This window comes from Streptomyces sp. BK208 (assembly GCF_004364245.1).
GTDB lineage: Bacteria > Actinomycetota > Actinomycetes > Streptomycetales > Streptomycetaceae > Streptomyces.
Genome location: NZ_SOAV01000018.1, coordinates 97,658 through 120,551 on the forward strand (window position 1 = coordinate 97,658; position 22,894 = coordinate 120,551).

The window sequence follows — 22,894 nt, forward strand, 5'->3', positions numbered from 1 at the left end:
CCTGCTCAGCGGCGCTATGCGGGCTGCTGGACCTCGGCCGCCGCGATCTCCCGCAGCCACGGCGCCGGTGCGTCGACGCGGCCGCTCTTCTGGACGTCCCAGGCGCCGTAGCGCGGGTTGAGGTCGATGTCGAGCTTCTTGGAGGCGTCGGACAGGGCCTGCCAGAACTCGGGCCTGCTGGTGTCGGTGCCGAGGCTCTGGGCGAGCTTCTGGGCCTCCAGCTGGACGCGGAGGTTGTCGTCGAGGCGTGCGGGGGCGACGCCGTACTGCTGGAGCCAGGCCGTCTCGAGCTGCCGGGGGCCGCCGGCCTGTTCCTCCAGGCCGCCGCGCATGCCCTCGACTTCCCTGCGGCTGACGGTCACGCCGGCGTCGCGGGCGGCGCGGTGCAGGACGCGGTCGAGGACCATGCCGTGCAGGGTGTCGCGGGTGAGGGTGCCGGTCTTGGCGACGACCTGCTCGTACTGGCTGTCGTCCGGGACGGCGGCGCGCTGGGCCTCGCGCACCTCGTCGACGCGGTTCTCCAGTTGGGCGACGGTGATCCGCTGGTCGCCGACGACGGCCGCCGCGCCCGGATGCGCGTCGTTGCCGCAGGCGGTGAGCAGGGGTGCCGCTGCGGCGATCGCGGCGGTGAGGAGAAGCGCGGAGCGACGGCGGCTGCGGCGGTGCAAGGGAACCTCCCGTTTGGAGATTGTGCGACGGTGCACAAAGTCTTGCGGTGATCGATGTTAGGCAGTGGCCCGGCTCTGGCCAACCCATTGGACCAACGATTCATCGGGACTTCGGGCACCGCCTCGCGCCCGCGCGCACCCGGCGGCCTCCGGGTGGTGGCCCGGCGGCTGCCGGCCGGTGGTCAGCCGCGCACCTGGCCGAGCCACTGGAGGGTGCGCCGGATGTCGGCGGCGAGCGGGTGGCCGGGGCCGTGCAGGCGCTCCACGTCGTGCAGCAGGCGGACCAGCGTGTCGTGGGCGGCGGCGCGGTCGCCGAGGGCGAGCAGGAGGTGGCCGATGCGGCGGCGGACGTCGTGGGCGAGGTCGGGGTCGCCGGCGACGTACTGGTTCTCGTAGTACGGCAGCAGCGCGCGGTACTCGGCGAGGGCGGCGGCGGGTTCGCCGAGCTGTTCCAGGCACTGGGCGGCGTCGTAGCGGTGGCGCAGGGACTGCGGGTCGGCCTGCCCGGCCTCGGCGGCGCGTTCGTCGGCGAGGCGGCGCAGCTCGGGCAGGGCGCGCCGGTACTGACCGTCGTCCATGAGGGTCGCCGCGTACTGCTTGCGCAGGGTGCGTACGACCGGGGAGCGCTCGCCGTGCTGTTCGGCGGCGGCGGGCAGGATGGCGCCGAGGATGTCGACGGCCTGGGTGATGCGGCCCTCGCCGAGGAGGCGTTTGACGTCGTCGACGGCGCGGGCGACGTCCGGCTTGGCGGCCTCGGCCGCGGGCGGTACGGGTGCCGGTTGCGGCGCGGGGGTGCGGGCGCGGTCGGGCCAGGGGGCGTGCGGGCGCACGAAGGGGCGGGTGGGGTCCAGGGGGCCGCCGGTGGGCATGCCGCGCGCGGGCAGCAGCAGGGCGAGGTGCTCGTAGACCTCCTGGGCGGAGTCGGGGCGGTGCTGCGGGTCCTTGGCGAGCAGGCGCAGCACCAGGGCTTCGAGTGCCTCGGGGATCTCGGGGCGGACGCGGCGCACGGGCAGCGGCGGCTCGTACAGGTGCCGGTGCAGCACGCCGAGGGCCGTCGAGCCCGCGAACGGGACGTCGCCGCTGAGCAGTTCGTGCAGCAGCACGCCGAGCGCGTACAGGTCGGTGTAGGGGCCGACGGCGCCGCCCATGGCCTGTTCGGGCGCCATGTAGGCGGGTGAGCCGATGGGGGTGCCGGTGTGGGTGAGGCGGGTGGTGTCGGCGTCCATGACGGAGGCGACGCCGAGGTCGAGGACGGTGACGCTGCCGTCCTGCCTGACCATCACATTGCGCGGTTTGAGGTCGCGGTGGACGATCGGCACGGCGTGCACGGCGCTCAGTACGGCGCACAGCTGGGCGGCGACCGCGACGGCCCACTGCCAGGGGTACGGGTCGTGCTCGGCGAGGTGGTCGGAGAGGTCGGCGCCGTCGACGTACTGCATGACGAGGAACAGCTCCTCGCCCTCGCTGCCCGCGTCGTGCACGGTGACCAGGCCCGGGTGGTCGACCTGGGCGGTGATCCGGCACTCGCGCACGAACCGGCGGCGCAGTTCGTCGGCCTCCTGCCCGGCCACCTTGTCGGGGCGCAGCAGTTTCACGGCCACGCGCCGGTCGAGGCGCCGGTCGTAGGCCGTCCAGACCTGGCCCATGCCGCCCTGGCCGATGAGCGTGGACAGCTCGTACCGGCCGGCGACGACGCGTCCCGTCGCCACGGTCACCTTCCGCTCCGGTGGGGGCCGCCGCCCGGGTGGCCGCCGTCGGGCCGGCCGCCGCCGTCGTGGTGGCGCAGGTAGTCGCTGAGCTCGTCGAGCTCGGCGCGGACCTGGTCGATGCGGGCCGGGGCGGCCGGCGGGTGCTGCGGCGGCGGGGCCTGGTACGGCACGGCCGGGGTGTGCGCGGGGGCGGGGCCGGGGACCGGGGCGTAGGGGTACGGGGGCTGCGGGTGCCCGTAGCCGGTGGCGGGGGCCGGGAACGGCGCGGGGCCGGGGTGTCCCGCGGGGAGCTGACGCTGGTGGTGCCGGATGTCCGCGTAGAGGAAGTACCCGGCGCAGACGCAGGCGTTGAGCAGCAGGACGATCATGCCGGTGGTGCCGGCCGGGCTGCTGAAGTCGTCGGTGTCGTCGGTGGCCAGGAAGCAGAAGCTGATCACGAGGACGACGGCCGTGGCCGCGAACGCCCACCAGTCGCGCGGGCGGCGGCTCGTGATCGCCGCGTACAGGGGCGAGATCCAGGCGAGGAAGCCGATGCTCAGCAGGGGCAGGGCCACGAAGAAGACGCGCAGCAGGACCAGCACCGCTGTCCTGGGGCGGCGCGGCGGCGGTGGCGGCGCGTAGCCGTGGCCGTGCATGACTTCTCCTGGAGACATGAGGACCGGAGGGCCGGGGACCGGAGGACCGGGTGACCGCGTGACCGGACGATCTGACGGGCGGGACGTGCACCGGGCGACCGGCGCGGGGTCGAGCGTATAGGCCGACACGGACGAGCGGCCCGGGGTTGTACCGAACCGTTGTCGTCCTGGTCACTTCGCCCGTGCCGGCCGCTCAGCCGGGGGTCGCCGTGCCGTCGGTGAGGCCGTCGTACATGCCGCGCACCAGCTGCTCCCCCAGCCGGCCCGCGAGCCGCAGCGCGCGCTCGAACTCGTCGAGGGCGCGGAAGCGTTCGCCGTGACCGCGCTGGGCGTCGAGGGGGAGGCGGGGCAGCTGGAGGCGCCGTACGTCGAGGCGGGTGGCGGTCGAGGCGTAGCTGCTGGCCTGCCGGTGGTTGGCGGTGCCGCGCAGGAACCCGGCGAGGAACCAGGGGTCGAGGGCGGCCGGGTCGGGGCGCAGGAGCACGAGGTTGCGTCCCAGGGCGGCGCCGGCCGTGGCGTCGTCGATCACGCGGGCGACGGAACCGCCGCCGAGGACGGGCACGACGACGTCGCCGGGCTCGGTGAGCACGGGTTCCTCGTCGCTCTCCTGGAGGGTGCCGGAGGGGCCGGTCCCGGTGAGGACGTCGTGGTCGGTGAGGACGGGCACGCGCGCGTGGCCGCCGTTGGTGCCGGTGCGCAGGACGAGGGCACCGGCGCGGGCGAGTTCGCCGACGGTGGTGAGCGGCCGGTGGTGCGCGGTGCGTCCGGGGCCGGGCGGCTCGGGGGCGAGCCGCGCGGTCAGGCGCAGGGTCTCGTCGAGGCGCTCGCGCACGTCGGTGAGCCGTGCGGCGTCGCCGGTGGCGGTGGGCGGCGGCAGGTGGCGGGCGGGGGCCAGGTCGACGTCGTCGTCGAGGAGGTCGATGACGGGCAGGCAGCGGGCCAGACCGGGCCGTTCGTCGAGCCGGCCGGTGCGGTCGAAGTCGCGCCAGACGTCGAGCAGGGCCTCCCGCACGGACCGCCAGTCCGGACCGCCGCGTCCCTCCCCGGCGAACTGCCCGGTGTCGGCGAGCAGTACGCCGGGCTGGGCCGGCGCCTTCTCGGGCCTGCGCAGCACCCACAGGTGCAGGGGGAGGTTGTACGGGGGTGCCGCGCCGAGGGGCAGGGCGATGACGGCGCGCAGCGCTCCCCGGCGCAGCAGGTCGGCGCGGACGCGGCGGCCGGAGCGGCGGGAGGCGGCGGCGGGCGGCATGAGGACGACGACGCCGCCGCCGTCCCTGACGCGGGCCAGGGCGTGCTGGACCCAGGCCAGTTCGGACTCGGTGCGGGCCGGGAAGCCGTACTCCCAGCGGGCGTCGTAGGCGAGTTCGTCGTGGCCCCAGTTGCGCTCGTTGAACGGGGGGTGGCAGAGCGCGGCGTCGGCGCGCAGGCCGGTGCGGGCGTCGGCGCGCAGGCTGTCGCCGGCGGCGATCCGCACGGCGGCGTCCGTGCTCAGGGCGAGCCGCAGGGCGGTGAGGGCGGCCAGGCCGGGGTCGCTGTCCTGGCCGTACAGCTCCTGCCCGGGCCGGGCGGGGCCGGCGGCGGCGCGCAGCAGGGCGCCGGTGCCGCAGGCGGGGTCGAGGACCGTGCGGGCGGGGCCGGCGAGCTCGGCCATCAGCTCGGCGAGGGGGTCGGGGGTGAGGGTGTACTGCCGCGGGTTGGCGTCGAGGTACCGGCCGAGCAGGAACTCGTAGGTCTTGCGGGCGCCCGGTCCGGCGGCGAGTTCGGCGACGCCGCGCAGGAGGGGGGCGGAGGGGAGCAGCCGGGGGCCGGTCGGGGTGGCGACGGTGCGCTCGGGGCCGGTGCCGAAGCGGGCGTCGAGCACCTGGCCGAGGGCCGCGGGGAGCATGGCGGCGAGGCGTTCGTCGGAGCCTGCGCCCGCTTCCAGCCAGAGGGTCGGCCGGTCGTGGACGAGCAGGAGGACGCAGCCCGCGTGTCCCAGGGCGGTGAGCGGTCCTTCCGGGTGACCGACTAGCTGCTGCCAGACGCGTTCGCGCGGGGGGACCTCGGCGAGCTTGCCCTGGGCGCGCAGCCAGGCCTCCACCTCGGCGAGGGCGAAGGAGGGGCTGGTCTCGGTGCCGCCGACCGGCTTGGGGAAGTCCGCGTGCCGGCGGCGCCAGTTGCTGACGGCGGCGCGGCCGACGCCGGCGAGCCGTGCGATACCGGCGGCGGTCACCTCTGTCCCGTTGTCCTGCACGGTCGGCCCCCTCGTCCTGGTGTGTGGCGCCGATCCTACCGATGCGCACGACACGACCCCGGTTCACATCGTGTACCAACGGATCCCTGTGAACCGTGTTGACTCGATTCACAGGCTCTGGTGTCATTGACGCATCGAACCGACCGGGGTGACAAGCCTCGGTTCACGTCGTTCGAGCTGTCTCTGGGGAGAGGACTGACGTCATGGGCATGAAGGCCAAGATCGCGCTGGGTGCCGTGGTGGGGATCGCCGTCATCGGCGCGGTGTCCGCGAACGCGGGCGACGGGGACGGTGACACCGGGAGCGGGAGCCGGACCTCCGCAGGCGCGGGCGAGAAGGCGGGCGGCGCGAAGACGGACGGCGACGCGAAGACGGACGGCGCCTCCGACGCGAAGCCCGCCGAGGACAAGGCCGTCGAGAAGGCCTCCCAGGCCGAGCAGTTCAAGACGTTCGTCAAGAAGAACGGCTCGGCCAACGAGCAGGACGCCGTCTCCCACGTGACCAAGGTGCAGGGCGCCGACGAGCAGAACGACATCCTCGACGCCGCCGACGTCTACACCGACTTCACCGGCGGCATCATGGGCGAGGGCAGCGGGCCGGCCAAGCTCATCGCCTCCGCGTTCGCCGACTGGAAGGACAGCGAGAACGGCCTGGTCACCATCTACGACGCCGACGGCGAGCTGCTCGGCAACGGCCAGTTCTGACGGCGGACGGCGAGCGGAGGGGCGGTGCGGCCGTCAGCCCCCGCACTGCTCGGACATCGCCGCCTTGTCGGCCTTCGTCACCGCCAGTTCGTACTTGGCCGCGACCTGGGCGAACCGCACCGCGTACGCGCAGCGCACCGGCTTGCTGGGCGGCAGCCAGGAGGCCGGCCCGGAGTCGCGTTTGGCGGAGTTGGCGCGACCCTCGACGGGGAGCAGGTTGAGCGGGTCGTTGGCCAGTTGCTCGCGCTTGCCCTCCGGCCACCGCGAGGAGCCCATCTGCCAGCTGTACGACAGCGGCACGACGTGGTCGATCTGGACCTCGCTCGCCTTCTGCTTGCGCCACTCGATGCTCGTCCCGGTGTACGGGTCGTCCAGCGTCATGGCGATGACCACGCAGTTGGAGCCGGACCGGAAGCGCACCTCCTGGCCGTCGCGCTTGAGCAGGTCGTTGCGGGTGTCGCAGCCGTTGCGGGCGAGCGGGACGCCGTCGGCGGTGTCCATCCAGGCGTAACCGAACTCGTCGCGGTCGTACCCCGTCTTCGGTCCGCGCCCCTTGGTCGCCAGGCCGTCGATCAGTTTGCGGGCCTCGGCCCGCGGGCTGCCGCCCGTGACCGGGGCGAGGCCCGGTTCGGTGCCGTCCGGGTTGCCCAGCGGGCTGACGGCGTGGCCCGCGGCGGGGGCCTCGGCGCCACCGCCGCCCGAGGCCGGGGTGTCGCCGCCCGTCTCCAGGCCTTCGCAGCCGGTCACCAGCGCCAGGGCGAGTGCCGCACCCGCGGCCCATCCGGTACGGATCCTGCTGTGCCGCCTCATGTGCGCCCTCCCCTGGCCGTTCGCGACCACCACCGTAGCGAGGGAGCGGTGCGCACCATAGCGGGCCTTATTCGGACGACAGTGGGCACTCGGTACATATCTGTCGTACGGTCGACAGTGAGTCACGTCTCGGAAGGAGCTCCTGCATGGGCATCCTCGACAAGATGAAGAGCATGGCCGGCAAGGACAAGGACAAGTCCCGGAAGATGTCCGACGCCGCCGAGCGCCAGGTCAACCAGAGGACCGGCGGCAAGTACGAGAAGCAGGTCGACGCCGCGCAGCAGCAGGCCGAGGGCAAGCTCGGCTTCGGACGCGACCAGGGCGGCGGCCGGGAGCACTAGCCGCTTCCCGCGACCTGACACGTCGAAGCCGTCCACGGGGACCACCCCGTGGACGGCTTCGTCGGCGGCTGGACCGCGTCTTCGGCGTCCGCGACGTCCGGTGCGGGCGTTACGACCCGAGGATCGACGTCAGGAACTCGCCCACCCAGCCGAGCAGTTCCCGGCCGACCAGCGGTTTGCCGCCCACCTTCGCGGTCTTCGGACGCGGTACGAGCACCTGGTGCGTGCCCGCCTTGATGACGCTGCCGGGGTAGAGCCGCTTGAGCCGCAGCTCCTGGGACTCGCGCAACTCCACCGGCGCGAAGCGGATGTTGTTGCCCTGGAGCACCACCTCGCCGACGGCGCACGCCCGCGCGAGCATGCGCAGGCCCGCCACCAGCAGCAGGTTCTCCACCGGTTCCGGCAGCTTGCCGTACCGGTCGACGAGTTCCTCGCGTACGGCCTTGACGTCCTCCTCGCTGTTGGCGGAGGCGATGGACCGGTAGGCCTGCAGGCGCAGTCGCTCGCCGGGGGCGTAGTCGTGGGGGACGTGCGCGTCGACGGGCAGCTCGATCTTGACCTCCAGCGGCGGCTCCTCGTCCACACCGCCCTCCAGCGAGGCCCGGTAGTCGGCGACGGCCTCGCCGACCATCCGCACGTACAGGTCGAAGCCGACGCCCGCGATGTGGCCGGACTGCTCGCCGCCGAGCAGGTTGCCCGCGCCGCGGATCTCCAGGTCCTTCATCGCCACGTACATGCCCGCGCCCATCTCGGTGTGCTGGGCGATGGTGGCGAGCCGCTCGTGCGCCGTCTCCGTGAGCGGCTTCTCCGGCGGGTAGAGGAAGTACGCGTAGCCGCGCTCGCGGCCCCGGCCGACGCGGCCGCGCAGCTGGTGCAGCTGGCTGAGGCCGAAGTTGTCGCCGCGCTCGACGATGAGGGTGTTGGCGTTGGAGATGTCGATACCGGACTCGACGATCGTGGTGGAGACCAGCACGTCGAACTTCTTCTCCCAGAAGTCGACGACGACCTGCTCAAGCGCCTGCTCCGACATCTGGCCGTGGGCGGTGGCGATGCGCGCCTCGGGGACGATCTCGCGCAGCTTGGCCGCCGCGCGGTCGATGGACTCGACGCGGTTGTGGATGTAGAAGACCTGGCCCTCGCGCAGCAGCTCGCGGCGGATCGCGGCGCCGATCTGCTTGTGCTCGTAGGGGCCGACGAAGGTCAGCACCGGGTGCCGCTCCTCCGGCGGGGTGGTGATCGTCGACATCTCGCGGATGCCGGTGACCGCCATCTCCAGGGTGCGCGGGATGGGGGTGGCGGACATGGTCAGCACGTCGACGTTGGCACGCAGCTTCTTCAGCTGCTCCTTGTGCTCGACGCCGAAGCGCTGCTCCTCGTCGACGATGACCAGGCCCAGGTCCTTGAACTTGGTCTCGGAGGAGAACAGGCGGTGGGTGCCGATGACGATGTCCACCGATCCCTCGCGCAGGCCCTCCAGGGTCGCCTTGGACTCGGTGTCGGACTGGAAGCGGGACAGCGCCTTCACACTCACCGGGAACTGGGCGTAGCGCTCGCTGAACGTCCCGAAGTGCTGCTGCACCAGCAGGGTGGTGGGGACGAGGACGGCGACCTGCTTGCCGTCCTGGACGGCCTTGAAGGCGGCGCGGACCGCGATCTCGGTCTTGCCGTAGCCGACGTCGCCGCAGATCAGCCGGTCCATCGGGACCGTCTTCTCCATGTCGTCCTTGACCTCGGCGATGGTGGTGAGCTGGTCGGGCGTCTCCGCGTACGGGAAGGCGTCCTCCAGCTCGCGCTGCCAGGGGGTGTCCGCGCCGAACGCGTGTCCCGGCGCCGCCATCCGCGCGCTGTACAGCTTGATCAGGTCGGCGGCGATCTCCTTGACCGCCTTCTTGGCGCGGGCCTTCGTCTTGGTCCAGTCGGCGCCGCCGAGCCGGTGCAGGGTGGGCGCCTCGCCGCCGACGTACTTGGTGATCTGCTCCAGCTGGTCGGTGGGGATGTACAGCCGGTCACCGGGCTGGCCGCGCTTGGCGGGGGCGTACTCCACGACCAGGTACTCGCGGGTGGCGCCCTGGACGGTGCGCTGCACCATCTCGATGTAGCGGCCCACGCCGTGCTGCTCGTGGACGATGTAGTCGCCCGCCTCCAGGGTGAGCGGGTCGATGGTCTTGCGGCGCCGGGCCGGCATCCGCGCGCCCTCGCGGCCGGCGGCCTTCTGCCCGGTCAGATCGGTCTCGGTGAGCACGGCGAGCTTGAGGGCCGGGTCGACGAAACCGTGGTCGATCGAGCCGCAGGAGACGTGCACGACGGAGGGGCTGAGGACGCCCAGGTCGTTGTCGAGGCGGGCGGCGATGCCCTCGCCGCCGAGGACCTCGACGGTGCGGGCCGCGGGACCGTGGCCCTCGGTGAGGTAGACGGCACGCCAGCCGTCGGCGAGCCAGCCCTTGGTGTCGGCCAGTGCCTTCGCGGTGTCGCCGCGGTAGGTCTCGGGGGCGCGCATGCCGAGCTTGAGGGTGTCGGAGTCGCCCGCCGCGCCGGCGTCCGACGTCAGCGTCTCGTCGGCGGCGAAGGGCGAGACGGACCACCACATCATGTCCAGCTCGCGGGCCCGCTGCCGGACGTCGGCGATGGACCACAGGGAGGCCGCGTCCACGTCGATCGGCGCCTCGCCGCCGCCCGCCGTGGCGGCCCAGGACGCCTGGAGGAACTCCTGCGACGTCGCCACCAGGTCCGCGGCCCGGGTGCGCACCCGCTCCGGGTCGCACACCACGGACATCGAGCCCTTGGGCAGCACGTCGAGGAGCAGCTCCATGTCGTCGACGAGGACCGGCGCCAGGGACTCCATGCCCTCCACGGCGATGCCCTCGGCGATCTTGCCGAGCAGCTCGCCCAGCTCGGGGTGGTCCTCGGCGAGGGCGGCGGCCCGCTCGCGCACGTCCTGGGTGAGCAGCAGCTCACGGCAGGGCGGCGCCCACAGGCCGTGCTCGGCGACCTCCAGGGAACGCTGGTCGGCAACCTTGAAGTAGCGGATCTCCTCGACGTCGTCGCCCCAGAACTCGACGCGGAGCGGGTGCTCCTCGGTCGGCGGGAAGACGTCCAGGATGCCGCCGCGCACGGCGAACTCGCCGCGCTTCTCCACCAGCTCGACGCGCGCGTACGCCGCCGCGGCCAGCGCCTCGACGATCTCCCCCAGGTCGGCGCCCTGCCCGGTGCGCAAGGCCACGGGCTCCAGGTCGCCGAGCCCCTTGACCTGGGGCTGGAGCACGGAGCGCACGGGTGCGACGACGACGGAGACCGGGCCGGTCTCGGGGTCGTCGGGACGCGGGTGCGCCAGGCGCCGCAGGACGGCCAGTCGGCGGCCGACGGTGTCGCTGCGGGGGCTGAGCCGCTCGTGCGGGAGGGTCTCCCACGAGGGGTACTCCACGACGCCCTCGGGCGGCAGCAGGGAGCGCAGGGCCGCGGCCAGGTCCTCCGCCTCACGTCCCGTCGCCGTCACGGCCAGCACCGGGCGGCCCGTCTCGCGGGCCAGGGCGGCGATCGCGAAGGGGCGGGCGGCGGGCGGACCGACCAGGTCGACGTGCATGCGGTTGCCGTCTGCGGCCGCCGAGATCGCTTCCGCGAGGGCGGTGTCCTTGACGACGGCGTCGAGCAGACCGTGCAGGCTCATTCGGGGCGCTTTCGGTGCGGGGGTGTACAACACGACGGGCCCGACGCGCGCTGCGGGCCGGGGTGTCTCCAGCGTACGTCTCCCCGACCGGGTGCGTCGGGGCCTGTGGACGACGCCGGGTGCGTGGTGCGTCGGGGCCTGTGGACGACGCCGGGTGCGTGGTGCGCCGCGTCGCGGTGGCCGTACCAGGGGGCTCCCGCCCCCTGGACCCCGGGCCTGTGCCCACCCACCACCCGTCTCGGTGGGACAGAAAGTCCCCACAAAAGAGGCCCGGCGCCTCCGTCCCCTTGGGACTTCGGCGCCGGGCCCTCCTCCGCAACCCCCGTGTGCGGTGGCTGTGGCGAGGGGTGTTACTCCGTCGCGATGGCGTTCAGGACGTTCATGCGGCCCGCCCGGAAGGCCGGGACCAGGGCGGCGAACAGGCCCACGAAGGCCGAGCCGATGAACACTCCGATGATCGTCGGCCAGGGAATGTCCAGGACCTTCAGGCCTTCCAGGGCGAGCAGCTTCTGCGCCGTGGCACCCCAGCCCATGCCCAGGCCCAGACCGAGCAGCGCACCGAAGAGGGCGATGACCACGGACTCCATGCGGATCATGCGGCGCAGCTGGCGGCGGGAGAGGCCGATCGCCCGCATCAGGCCGATCTCGCGGGTCCGCTCGACCACCGACAGCGCCAGGGTGTTCACCACACCGAGGACGGCGACGATGATCGCCAGGGCGAGCAGGCCGTACACCATGTTCAGCAGCTGGCCGATCTGGTCCTTCAGCTCCTGCTTGTAGTCCGTCTGGTCGGCCACCTTGTACTGCGGGTAGGCGTCCAGCGACTTCTTCAGCGCCGCGTAGGCCTGGTCGGACCGGCCGTCCTTCGCCTTGGCGAACATGATCATGTTCGGCGGGACGTTCGCCGCGGGCAGGTACTTCTCCATCGTGGCGATGCTGATGTACCGGGCGCCCTGGTCGATGGCCACGTCGTCGCTGGTGATCGCGGCGACCTCGAGCTTCGCGGTGTCGCCCCCCTTGAAGGCGACGGTGACGGTGTCGCCGACGTGCACGCCGTGCTTCTCGGCGTAGTCCGAGCCGACCGACATGGCGTCGGTGCCGTAGGCGGCGGACAGCTCGCCCTCCGTCGTCTCGCGGCGCACGTCCTCGGCGTAGGTGGGGTCGGCGGCGGTGAGGCCGTCGTCGTCCGTCTTGCCGTCGGGCGAGGTCAGCGTGGCGTCGAGCACCTTGTAGCGGGTGACGTGCTCCAGTTCGGGCGTGCTGGTCATGGCCTTCTCGGCCTGCGGCACGATCCGCTGGTTGCCCTGGACGATGAAGTCCGCGCCGACCGTCTTGTCCAGCTCGCCGGTGGCGGAGGCCACCATGGAGGAGCCGACGACGGACAGGCAGGCCACCAGCGCGAGGCCGATCATCAGGGCGGCGCCGGTGGCGCCGGTGCGGCGCGGGTTGCGCAGGGCGTTGCGCTCGGCCAGCCGGCCCACCGGACCGAAGGCCCGCAGCAGCACCGCGCTGATCACCCGCACCACGACCCCGGCCAGCAGCGGGCCGATGACCACGAAGCCGATGAGGGAGAGCACGATGCCCGCGCCGAGCATCATGGAGCCGTCGCTCGCCTTGTCGGCGGAGGCGGCCGTGAGCAGGGCGGCCACGCCGGCGCCGGTGAGCACCAGGCCGATCAGGCCGCGTATCCAGCCGGCCTTGCCGTCGGCCGGCGTGCCGGCGTCGCGCAGGGCGGCCATCGGGGAGATCTTCCCGGCCCGGCGGGCCGGCAGGTAGGCGGCCAGGACGGTGACGACGACGCCGAGGACCAGGCCGACCACGGGGGTCGCCGTCTTGATGGTCAGGTCGTCGGTGGACAGGTTCATGCCCGCCGCCGACATCAGCTTCATCAGCCCGACGGCGATGCCGACACCGGCCGCGACACCGAGGACCGATCCCACGACGCCGAGCAGGAGGGCCTCGACCAGCACCGAGCGGTTGACCTGCCGGCGGGAGGAGCCGATGGCCCGCATCAGGCCGATCTCGCGGGTGCGCTGGGCGACCAGCATGGAGAAGGTGTTGATGATCAGGAAGATGCCGACCAGGAACGCGATCCCGGCGAAGCCGAGCATGGCGTACTTGATGACGTTCATGAACTCGCCGACGTCCTCGCGGCCCTCGTCGGACGCCTCCTTGGCCGTCTGGATCTTGAACGTGCCGCCCAGGGCTGCCGAGACGTTCCGCTTGAGCTGCGCGTCGGTCACACCGGACGCGGCGGTGACGTTGAACTGGCTGAACCGGTCCGCCCCGCCGAGCAGTTCACGCTGGGCGGTGGGGGTGTCGAAGTAGACGACCGCGGCACCGGGGTTGGTGACGGTGAAGGACGCGATACCGACGATCTTCGCCTTGAAGTCACCGGTCTGCGCGATGGTGCGCAGCTCGTCGCCGATCTTCAGGTCGTGCTTGTCGGCCGTGCCGGAGTCGACCATCGTCTCGGTGGGGCCGCGCGGGGCGTGTCCCGAGGTGATCTCCATGGACCGCAGGTCGTTCCTGGTCCAGTTCCCGGCGAGGGTGGGGGCGCCGCTGGTGGCGCCCACGTTGTCGTTGTCGGCGTTGACGACGGTCACGTTCATCGAGACGACCGCGCCCTCGACGGACTCCACACCGTCCACCGAGCGGATCTTCTCCAGCGTGGACGCCGGCAGCGACTCGGGCACCCCGTTCTGCGGGGTGTCCTCGGCCTTGGCGTCCTTCGGGGAGACCGTCACGTCGGACGAGGTGACGGCGAAGAGCTTGTCGAAGGTGGTGTTCATCGTGTCGGTGAACACCAGGGTGCCGCACACGAACGCCACCGACAGCAGCACCGCCACCGCGGAGAGCGCCATGCGGCCCTTGTGGGCGAAGAAGTTGCGCATCGAGGTCTTCACGACGGTCATGACGTGCGCCCCCGGGCGTCGAAGTCCTTCATCCGGTCGAGCACGGCTTCGGCGGTGGGCTGGTACATCTCGTCCACGATCCGGCCGTCGGCGAGGTACAGCACCCGGTCCGCGTAGCTGGCGGCCACCGGGTCGTGGGTGACCATGACGATGGTCTGGCCCAGTTCGGTGACCGACCGGCGCAGGAAGCCGAGCACCTCGGCGCCGGCGCGCGAGTCGAGGTTCCCGGTCGGCTCGTCCCCGAAGATGATCTCGGGCCGGGCGGCCAGGGCCCGGGCGACGGCGACGCGCTGCTGCTGGCCGCCGGAGAGCTGGGTGGGCCGGTGCTTGAGCCGTCCGGCGAGCCCGACGGTCTCCACGACCCTCTCCAGCCACGCGCGGTCGTACTTGCGCCCCGCGATGTCCATGGGCAGCGTGATGTTCTCGATCGCGTTGAGCGTCGGGAGCAGGTTGAACGCCTGGAAGATGAAGCCGATCCGGTCCCGGCGCAGCTGCGTGAGCTTCTTGTCCTTCAGACCGGTGATCTCGGTCTCGTCGAGGTAGATCTGCCCGCCGGTGACGGTGTCCAGGCCCGCCAGGCAGTGCATCAGCGTGGACTTGCCGGAACCCGAAGGGCCCATGATCGCGGTGAACTGCCCCCGGGCTATGTCCACGTCCACGTGGTCCAGCGCGACCACCCGGGTCTCGCCCGACCCGTAGGCCTTCACGACCTGCCGCGCTCGCGCCGCAACGGCCGTCCGCCCTCCGGTGCCCCCGTGCGTGGGAATACGTACGGCCGATGTCATGTCAAGTCTCCTATGTCGGTCATCGAGTGAGCCGCCGGTGCCGCGACCGTGGTGCGTGTGTGGCTTCGCCGGTGTGACGTCGTGCGGGTGCGGCCTGGTCGGTGCCGCGTGTGCGCCGTGCCGCCGTCTCGAAAGAGTCTGGCCGGAACGGAGGTCGTCCGCGCTGGTGTTCAGCGCAGTCTTCTGCTGAGGAAAACCCCACCCCCGTTGTTCCGGTTCACCGCCCCCCAGCGGCGTAAAGCCAGACTAAGGACGCCACCGGGCCCCTCTCGTCCTCCGTCGGTACGAACCCTCCCCGAGCCGTAGTACGGAGGTACCCCTAGGGGCAGTCCACCCGTCGGTGGACCCGCCTGGGGGTCGCTCTCCACCCGCAGACGCAACGAGCCTCCACCCTGCCGCCGCGTCAGGGGCAAGGGGGAGCCGCGGACTCACCCCGGGGACACCCCGAGGTCACCCCGAGAACAGCCCGGACCCACCCCGAGAACAACCCGACGCCCGCCCCCGGCTCCACCCGCCCCACCACCGGGCCCGGGGTGGGCCCGGAGTCAGCCCGGCATCGGTCCGGGGTCTCCCCGGCATCGGCCCGGGGTCTCCCCGGCATCGGTCCGGGACCGGCCCGGCACGTCGGCCCGGGATCGACCCGACGTCGGTCCGGGATCGGCCCGGCGTCGGTCCGGGGGGTCAGTCCACCATCCGGCCGGTCAGCGAACTCAGGTTGCTGCGCACCGAGTCCATGTGGGCCTGCAGTTCGTCCCACCGCTCCCCGTGCTCGCGCAGCACGCGTTCCGTGTCCCGGGCGACGGCCTCCTGACGCACCCGTGCCTCGGCCACCACCTCGGCCGCCCGCGCCCGGGCCTCCTCCTGACGCCGCTCCGCCGCCTCCCGTGCGTCGGCCAGCTCACGCTCGGCCTCGCGCACCCCCTGTTCGGCCCGTGCCACCGACTCCGCGTGGTCGGCGTCCAGGGCCCGCGCGCGCTCCTCCCCGGCCCGCTCGGCGGCGGCCCACCGCTCGGCGAGCTCCCTGCTCTGCTCGGCGGCCGTCGCGGTGGCGCGCCGGCGCATCTCGCGCAGCGCCGCCAGCGACTCCCCGCGCCCCGCCTTCACCTCGCGCCGCGCCCGGATCCGCACCTCGTCGGCCTCCGCCCGCGCCGCGAGCAGCAACTGCCCGGCCCGCTCGTCGGCCTCCGCGCGCAGGGCGTCGGCGTGCGCCCGGGCCGCCTCCCGCACCTCGGCCGCGTACGCCCGCGCGTCCTCCAGCATCCCCCGAGCGGCGTCACGCGCCCGCTCGCGGACCGCCGCGGCCTCCTCCTCGACCAGCCGGAACAGGTCCCGCGCCTGCTCACCCAGCACCTCGTAGTCCTGCGGGGCGAGCTGCTCGACCACCTCCTCCAGGTCCCCCAGGTCCTCCTCCATCTCCCTGGCCAGCACGGTGAGCCGGGCGGCCCGCTCCCAGGCCGCGTCACGCTCCTCGGAGAGGGCAGCGGCGTACGCCTCCACCTCCTCGGGACGGTAGCCGCGCGCGAGCCCGCGTACGGTCACGAAGCCGTGGGGAGACGCCGATGCACCGTTCATGCCCATCACCCCTGCACCCTCCGCTCACCCAGCGGTGAACCTGCCGCATCACATGGACCCGACCGACTCTATGGATCGGACGTAAACCCACATAACCCGACACACCGCACACAAACGGGCGGGGCCCGGCCGACCCACAGGTCGACCGGGCCCCGCCCGTCGGACACGTCAGCGACGCGAGCGCCTCACAGCAACCCGTCCCACATCTGCTCCAGCAGCACCGACCACCAGCTCTCCGGCGACCCGAGTGCCGCCGGGTCCAGCGCGGCCAGCTGGGCCTGGAAGTCCACCGTCCAGCGGCCCGCCTGCTCCTGGTTCAGACCGAACCTGAGCCGCCACATCCGGCCCAGCAGCGCCAGGCAGCGCGCGAACTCCGGCAGCCCCGAGTTCACGAACTGCGGCGGCACGGGCGCCCCGCCCGGCCCCGCCTCCACCGGCACCGCCACGATGGCCGCCGTGCCGTACTGCACACAGATCGCCCGGCCGAAGTCGCTGCCCACGACGAGGTACGACCCCGCGTCCGAAGCCGGCTGCACACCGCGCTCCATCGCCAGCTCCGCCAGCGTCGGCACCGGACGGCCCGGCTGCGCCTGCGCCCAGAAGAACGGACCCATGTCCATCGGCAGCCCCGCCGCCACCAGCGTGTGCGCCACCACCGGCGGCACCCCCTGCCGGGACACCGCGGCCTGCTCGAACCGGAAGACCCCCGGCCCGAACGCCGCCGCGAGCTCCTGCCCGATGCCCTCCGGCGGGACCGGCGGCGCCGGCTGCACCTGCGGCAGCGGCGCCCGCACCGGCGCCGGACGCGCCGGCCCGTCGGCCACCTGGTGCAGCTCCCCCTGATGCGCCAGGAGTTGCTGCATGCCCTGCTGCCGGCTCCCGTGGTCCGGACCGTACGGCGCGATCGAGGCGATCCGCGCCTGCGGCCACTGCTCCCGGATCATCCGCGCGCAGTACGCGCCCGGCAGCTCGCACGACTCCAGCTCGGTGTGCAGCTCCAGCACCTGGTCCGGCGGCACGTTCATGGCACGCAGCTCGTGGAAGATCTGCCACTCCGGGTGCGGCGTCCCCGGCGCGGAACGCCGGATCAGCTGCTGCTCGGAACCGTCCTGCGCGCGGTAGCGCAGCACGGCCTGGTAGCCGGGACCGACGGTCGGCTGCCCGGTGGGCCGCGGCGGATAGCCGTACGCGGGCGGCGGCCCCGGCGGCCCGGGCGGCGGCGGCACGGCACCGGGAGCACCCGGCGCCCCGGGCGGCGGAGGCGGCGCACCCACGCCACCGGGACCACCCACGGAGGGCGCCGCCAGCACGGTCTGCGCATGGTGCACGGCGCCACCCGCGCCACCCGCGCCACCCGCGCCACCCGCGCCACCCGCGGAAGCTTGCGGTCCGGGCACACCGGGCGCACCCGGAGCGGCCGACGGAGGCGGCGGCGTACCCGGGCCCGAGGGCGCGCCCGGAGCACCGGGAGCCCCCGGTGCGGCGGGGCCGCCGCCAGGAACGCCAGGAACGCCGGGGGCACCGGGAGGACCGGGAGGCATCGGGGCGGCACCGCCCGGCCGGCCCGGGTCGGCCAGCATCGTGGCGGCGTGGTGCATCCCGCCCGGCGGCGTCCCGCCCGGCACGCCCGGCGGCGGAGTACCCGGCGCCCCCGGACCGGCCGGGGGCTGCGGGGCGCCGGGCGGCGGGGTGCCCGGAGCGGAGGGCGGCGGGGTGCCCGGCGCCGGGGGCGGCGGCGTGCCCGGCCCGCTCGGACCGCCCGGGCCCTCGGGACCGAGCGACGACACCAGCTGCGTCGGCACGTAGCCGCCCGCCGGCCCACCCGGCGCGGGCGTGCCCGACGGCGCGGGCGTGCTCCCCGGGCGCGCGCCCGGCACACCCGGGGCGCTCGGCGGAGGCGGCGTGGACGAGCCGCCACCGCGGCGCGGCGGAGGCGAAGCCTTGCTGGTCGCGGCGTCGGCGATGTCCCCGGCCTGCCCGGCGGACGGCGGGGTCGGCCTGGCGGGCGCCCCCGGGCCGGCCGACGGCTGCGCCGCGGGCGACGCCGACGGCGCGGACGGCGGCACACCCGCCCCGGAGGGCCCGCCCGGCGCACTCGGGCCGGCCGGGGCGTTCGGGCCGGCCGGAACGTTCGGGCCGGCCGGGACGTTCGGGCCCGGCGCGTTCGAGTCGCCGATCGCCGGTGCGAGCGCCGTCGGCGGAAGCTGGCTGCCGCCCGACATCAGCGCCGTCTTGGCATCCGGCGTCGCCGACGGCGGCGGCGCGTCCTCGTCGACACCGCTCAGCGGCGGCGCGAACACCGTCTGGGGCAACGGCACGGAACGGTCCTCACCCGCGTCCCCGTTGGTGTCCGTCCCCGCCCAGGGCGTCGCCCCGGCAGGCGCACTCGGCGTACTCGGGCCACTCGGCGCACCGGACGCACCCGCATCCGCGTCCGCCCCGGGACCACCCGCACCCGAGCCCGCAGCAGGCCACTGCGCCCCGCTCCCCGGCGAGTCGTCCGCCGACGCCGCCGACGCCGCCGGAGCCGACGGCACCCCGGCCCGCGCCCCGGAAAGCCCGCCACCGACCGCACCCGCACCCGCGGAGCCACCGGATTCACCGGCACCCCCGGAGTCACCCTCGTCGTCCCCACGCCGGCGATCCGGGATACCGATCCGGTCCGCCGCCTCCTGCAACCACTCCGGCGGACTCAACAGGAACGACGTCTGGTTCAGATCCACCCGCGCCGCGGGCGCCGCGACCGGGACCTCCTCGTCGGGACGGCCGTACTCCTCCTCGTACCGGCGGATCACCTCACCCACCGGCAACGACGGCCACAACGTCGCCTCGCCGCTGTCCCGGGCGATCACCAGCCGCTGCGCACCCCCGTCCGAACGGGGACCGTCCGCACGATCCTCGGCCCACACCACGAAACCGAGATCGAACTCCCGCACCCGCACCTCACGGTGCTGGTACGCCGGCAGCTCGCCGTTGACCCACTCCTCCGCGCGCTCCTGCGCCTGCGCGAACGTCACCATCGTCAGCTCACTCCCCTACCGACGCCGACACGGGCACCGCACGCGCGAAACCGCCGTCCACCATCAGGTTCGCCACCGTCTCCAACTCCGGCGGAGAACCCGCCAGACGCGACAGGAACGCGTCGAAGTCCTCACCGCACGGCAGCAGCAACCGCTCCACACGGTCCGCCGGCGGCCACGACGGATCCACGTCCCGCACGTCGTCGTACGCGCAGAACCACACCGAACCGATCCGCTCGCCCTTCACCTTCACCGCGAGCAGACCGCCCTGGACGAACGCGACACCCAGGTAGTCCTTCGTCAGATGGTCCCGTAGACACTTGTTCACATAGACCAGGTCGTTGACCGCCGCCTCCTCACGCACCGTGAAGAACGGCTGGTCCACCAGCAGCCCCAGCTCCGCGTCGAGCGCCGTACCCACCGGCGCACAACCGCCCGCCGCCTTCAGGAACGACCGGTACGCACCCGGCAACCGGTACCCGAGGTCCTCCTCGACCCCCTGCACCTGCTGCTCCGAGACCGCCACCCCCGACTTCGGCAGCCCGAAGTGCGCCGGACGCGTCTCCTGCAACGGCCGCGTGCCCCGCTTGCCCTGGTCCACCGCCGTCGTCGAGATCCCACCGTGGTGCCGCAACAGCGCCTTCACCTCGACCGGGACCAGCTCCATCCGCCGCGAACCCGCCACGTGGTGCCACGTCCAGCCGTGCGGCGTCGCCACCGCCGGCACCGTGTCCCACAACTCGTGCCCCGACGCCGACAGAGCCGCGTTCGCCGACACGTAGTCCGTCAGCCGCAACTCGTCGACCCCGAACCCCTCCGGCGGATCCGCGATCTCCGCGACCGCACGCGCGTACGGCGAGAAGTCGGGATAACCCCCCGCGTCCACCCGTACCCCTCTCGGGTGACGGGCCGCCCGCACCGGATCCGGAAAATGCACGACCTGCCCGGCGTAGGCCGCGTTCGGCGGCGCGGCTGCTTGCCCGAGCCGACCTGTCGTCATGGCGGTTGCCCCCTGCGGCGTCTGTCTGCTGCCAGATCCGTCTGATCTGCCTGCGCTGTCTCGTCCACCGCGTCCGATCGCGGTGCCGACAGCCTATGCGGTACCGCCAGAGGGGTCACCGGCACCGGACCCCGCGCCCCACAACCGCACCTCCCCTTCCGTGACCAGCCGTCACTCTCCCGTGACACACCGCCCATACCCGGGCGTGTCGCCACGCCCCAGCTTCCGCAGCAGCCACGGCATTTGGCACTCTGTGACCTTCGGGGGACGCTCAGGAGGGGAAGACGATCATGAGTGCCACACAGACGGGACCCGACACCGGGCGGTCCGACGACCCCCGCCGCGGCGACCCCCGCATCGGCTGGAGCAGCACCGACGCCGCCCACACCCCCACCCTCCGGCACCGCCGCGACGGCATACTCCCCACCGTCGCCGCCGCCCTCTCCGTACGCGGCACCACCCTCACCGGCACCGCCACCCGCGCCGACACACCGCCCGCCCTGCACCACCTCGTCCAGGACTTCCTCGACACCCTCACCAGCGGCCAACGAGACCGCTACACCGGACGCTGCGCCGAAACCATCCTCATCTCACGCCACCTCGCCACCGCCGACGCCGCCCGCAGCAAACGCGCCGCCCGCAAACCCATGACCAACGGCGAAGCCCGCAAAGCACTCAAACACGCCAAACTCACCACCCGCCGCATCCGCGAGGACGGCGACCCCCTCCACGGCGCCTTCGCCACCCCCTGCCGCGCCTGCACCGCCCTCACCGCCCACTTCGGCGTCCGCGTCGTCGACCCCACGACGAACCAGGACTGACCCGGCGCCCTACACCCAGCCCCAACCCCAGCCCCGGCGCACCCGAGCCGACCCGCCGACCCAGCCGACCGAAACGAACCAAGGGCCGATGCAAGCCGACCGCACCTCCACCACCCGCTTCCCCGTCCCCGTCGACGCGGCACTGCGCGACGCCGGCTGGCAACCGGGACGCTGGGACATCAAACAGGCCGAGATCTGGGCCGACACCCTGCGCGAACACACCTCACCCGCAGGACACCGCCACACCGTCTTCCCCGCCGCCGTCGAAGCCTGGGCCGAATTCGGCGGCCTCCACATCACCCCCACCGGCCCCGGCCGCCAGATCGCCCCCAGCGCCCTCCACCTCGACCCCCTGCACGGCCTCCACATGGCCCGCACCCTCGGCGACCTCGGCCGCGCCCTCGACACCCAAACCTGCCCCCTCGGCACCGAAACCGACAGCCACGCCCTCCTCGCCATCGACACCGAAGGCCGCGTCTACACCCTCGACCACACCGGCGACTGGTACCTCGGCCCCGACATCGACACCGCCCTCGCCACCCTCGTCGCCGGCACCCAGCCCACCCGCCTCACCACCGGCTGATCACCACCGGCCGACACCCCGGCCACACCGCACGACGGCCTACGACGCCGGAATCACCGCCGACACCCGGAAACCCCCCGCATCCGTCGGCCCCGACACGAACACACCCCCCAGAGCCGCCACCCGCTCCTTCATCCCCACCAGCCCGTTGCCCCCCGAAGGCAACCGCGCCGACGACGCCGCCGAGGCCACCGGCGGCGGCTCGTTCTCCACCTGCATCGCGATCTCCGACACCCGGTGCGCCAACCGCACATACGTCTTCGCACCGGCCGCATGCTTGTGCACGTTCGTCAACGCCTCCTGCACCACCCGGAACGCCGTCGACTCCACCTCCGCCGCATACGCACGCCCCTCCCCCTCCACCGACAGCGCCACCACCATCCCCGCCGCCTCCGACTGCCCGATCAACTCGTCCAACTCCGACAGACTCGGCCCCTCCGACGACGACTCCCCCTCCCCCGCCGCCCGCGAAGCCGCCGCAGCCGCGGCCACCCCCACCGCCGCCAACGGCACCGCAGCCCGCTCCGCCCGCGCACCCTCCCCACCACTGCGCAACACCCCGAGCATCTCCCTCAACTCCGTCAACGCCTGCCGCCCCATGTCCCCCACCAGCGCCGCGTTCTTCACCGCCTTCTCCGGATCCTTCCGCGCCACCGCCTGAAGCGCCGCCGCGTGCACCACCATCAGACTCACCCGGTGCGCCACCACGTCGTGCATCTCCCGCGCGATCCGCGTCCGCTCCTCACCCCGCGCCCACTCCGCACGCTCCTCCGCCCGCTCCGCGAGCAACTGCAACTCCCGCTCCAGGCTGTCCGCCCGCTCCCGCAGACTCTCCATCAACCGGCGCCGCTGCCCCACGTACAGGCCCAGCAGCAACGGCGGCGCGGTCAGACCCAACGACGACCCGATCGCCGCGAACGCGAAGAACCACTCCCCCAGGTCCACCCCGTCCTGGCCCATGTCCTGCCGCAACCGCACGAACGTCACGATCAGCGTCCCCAGGAACGACATCCCCGCCAGGGCCCCGATGATCCGCCGCGGCAACTCGCACGCCGCCAGCGTGTACAGCCCGACGACCCCCAGCAGGAAGCCCATCTCGGCCGGCGTGATCGCGAGCGCCACCAGCACCACCGCGATCGGCCACTTCCGCCGCACCACCAGCACCGAACCGGCCAGCAGCCCGAACAGCACCCCCATCGCCGTGGGGACCCCGGCGTCCCGCGCGAACGGAATCCCCTCCGCCGCACACTCCAGCGCGGACACGGCACCGAGGCTCACGTCGAGTACCGCACCGCGCCGTCTGTCCCACCACCAAGGCCCACCCCGGGCCGGTTCGTGGTCTTCCCCCGTCGTGGTCATGCCTCCAGCCTACGGGCGCCGACCGCCCCTTTTCCGGTGACTTTCGACAAACGATACGACGCGATATCCCTCGAA

At 73.4% G+C, this 22,894-nt stretch carries 16 protein-coding genes; 4 read left to right on the forward strand and 12 right to left on the reverse strand.

Features of this window, described 5'->3' with window-relative positions; all coding sequences use genetic code 11:
* Positions 1-14: 14 nt before the first annotated feature.
* The 4 genes from EV562_RS33285 to EV562_RS33300 all read right to left on the reverse strand — a co-directional run bounded on the left by EV562_RS33285 (position 15) and on the right by EV562_RS33300 (position 5,245).
* Positions 15-668, reverse strand: a complete 654-nt coding sequence (locus tag EV562_RS33285) for a SurA N-terminal domain-containing protein (protein WP_133890594.1) — start codon at positions 666-668, stop codon at positions 15-17.
* A gap of 182 nt (positions 669-850) precedes the next feature.
* Entirely contained in the window at positions 851-2,341 is a 1,491-nt protein-coding gene (gene pkaE / locus EV562_RS33290; protein ID WP_279588523.1) for a serine/threonine protein kinase PkaE, read from the reverse strand.
* Between the two features lie 38 nt (positions 2,342-2,379).
* Complete coding sequence (locus tag EV562_RS33295; RefSeq protein WP_133890596.1) at positions 2,380-3,012, reverse strand: hypothetical protein; 633 nt, start codon at positions 3,010-3,012, stop codon at positions 2,380-2,382.
* Positions 3,013-3,205: 193 nt separating this feature from the next.
* Positions 3,206-5,245, reverse strand: a complete 2,040-nt coding sequence (locus EV562_RS33300) for an N-6 DNA methylase (protein WP_133890597.1) — start codon at positions 5,243-5,245, stop codon at positions 3,206-3,208.
* 203 nt (positions 5,246-5,448) lie between these two features.
* Between EV562_RS33300 and EV562_RS33305 the strand changes: the two genes are divergently transcribed.
* The gene (locus tag EV562_RS33305; protein ID WP_133890598.1) at positions 5,449-5,949 is read left to right on the forward strand and encodes a hypothetical protein; all 501 of its coding nucleotides are present in this window, start codon (positions 5,449-5,451) and stop codon (positions 5,947-5,949) included.
* Between the two features lie 33 nt (positions 5,950-5,982).
* Here EV562_RS33305 and EV562_RS33310 read toward each other — a convergent pair whose 3' ends face one another.
* Positions 5,983-6,759, reverse strand: a complete 777-nt coding sequence (locus EV562_RS33310; RefSeq protein WP_133890599.1) for an HNH endonuclease family protein — start codon at positions 6,757-6,759, stop codon at positions 5,983-5,985.
* A 146-nt stretch (positions 6,760-6,905) separates the two neighbouring features.
* Here EV562_RS33310 and EV562_RS33315 point away from each other — a divergent pair, with 146 nt between their 5' ends.
* A complete protein-coding gene (locus tag EV562_RS33315; protein WP_133890600.1) occupies positions 6,906-7,100 on the forward strand; it encodes an antitoxin in 195 nt (64 codons plus the stop codon).
* A gap of 109 nt (positions 7,101-7,209) precedes the next feature.
* Here the strand turns inward: EV562_RS33315 and mfd are convergent, their stop codons facing one another.
* From mfd to EV562_RS33345, 6 genes are all read right to left on the reverse strand, one after another.
* Positions 7,210-10,764: a transcription-repair coupling factor gene (gene mfd / locus EV562_RS33320; RefSeq protein WP_133890601.1), complete on the reverse strand. Its 3,555-nt coding sequence runs from the start codon at positions 10,762-10,764 to the stop codon at positions 7,210-7,212.
* A gap of 350 nt (positions 10,765-11,114) precedes the next feature.
* Positions 11,115-13,679: an FtsX-like permease family protein gene (locus tag EV562_RS33325; RefSeq protein ID WP_133890602.1), complete on the reverse strand. Its 2,565-nt coding sequence runs from the start codon at positions 13,677-13,679 to the stop codon at positions 11,115-11,117.
* Positions 13,676-14,464: an ABC transporter ATP-binding protein gene (locus tag EV562_RS33330; RefSeq protein ID WP_133890603.1), complete on the reverse strand. Its 789-nt coding sequence runs from the start codon at positions 14,462-14,464 to the stop codon at positions 13,676-13,678. The genes EV562_RS33325 and EV562_RS33330 overlap by 4 nt, the downstream gene beginning before the upstream one ends.
* A 681-nt stretch (positions 14,465-15,145) precedes the next feature.
* Positions 15,146-16,036, reverse strand: coding sequence for a cellulose-binding protein (locus EV562_RS33335; protein WP_133890604.1), 891 nt, complete (start codon positions 16,034-16,036; stop codon positions 15,146-15,148).
* Between the two features lie 185 nt (positions 16,037-16,221).
* Entirely contained in the window at positions 16,222-19,056 is a 2,835-nt protein-coding gene (locus EV562_RS33340; RefSeq protein ID WP_133890605.1) for an SUKH-4 family immunity protein, read from the reverse strand.
* Positions 19,057-19,063: 7 nt separating this feature from the next.
* On the reverse strand, positions 19,064-20,056 hold the full coding sequence (locus tag EV562_RS33345; protein ID WP_133890606.1) for an SMI1/KNR4 family protein: 993 nt from the start codon (positions 20,054-20,056) through the stop codon (positions 19,064-19,066).
* Positions 20,057-20,346: 290 nt separating this feature from the next.
* Here EV562_RS33345 and EV562_RS33350 point away from each other — a divergent pair, with 290 nt between their 5' ends.
* Entirely contained in the window at positions 20,347-20,877 is a 531-nt protein-coding gene (locus tag EV562_RS33350; RefSeq protein WP_133890607.1) for a YwqJ-related putative deaminase, read from the forward strand.
* An 88-nt stretch (positions 20,878-20,965) separates the two neighbouring features.
* On the forward strand, positions 20,966-21,460 hold the full coding sequence (locus EV562_RS33355) for an SUKH-3 domain-containing protein (protein WP_133890608.1): 495 nt from the start codon (positions 20,966-20,968) through the stop codon (positions 21,458-21,460).
* A gap of 39 nt (positions 21,461-21,499) precedes the next feature.
* On the opposite strand, the gene EV562_RS33360 is transcribed toward EV562_RS33355, so the two are convergent.
* Entirely contained in the window at positions 21,500-22,819 is a 1,320-nt protein-coding gene (locus EV562_RS33360) for a histidine kinase (protein WP_133890609.1), read from the reverse strand.
* Positions 22,820-22,894: the final 75 nt, after the last annotated feature.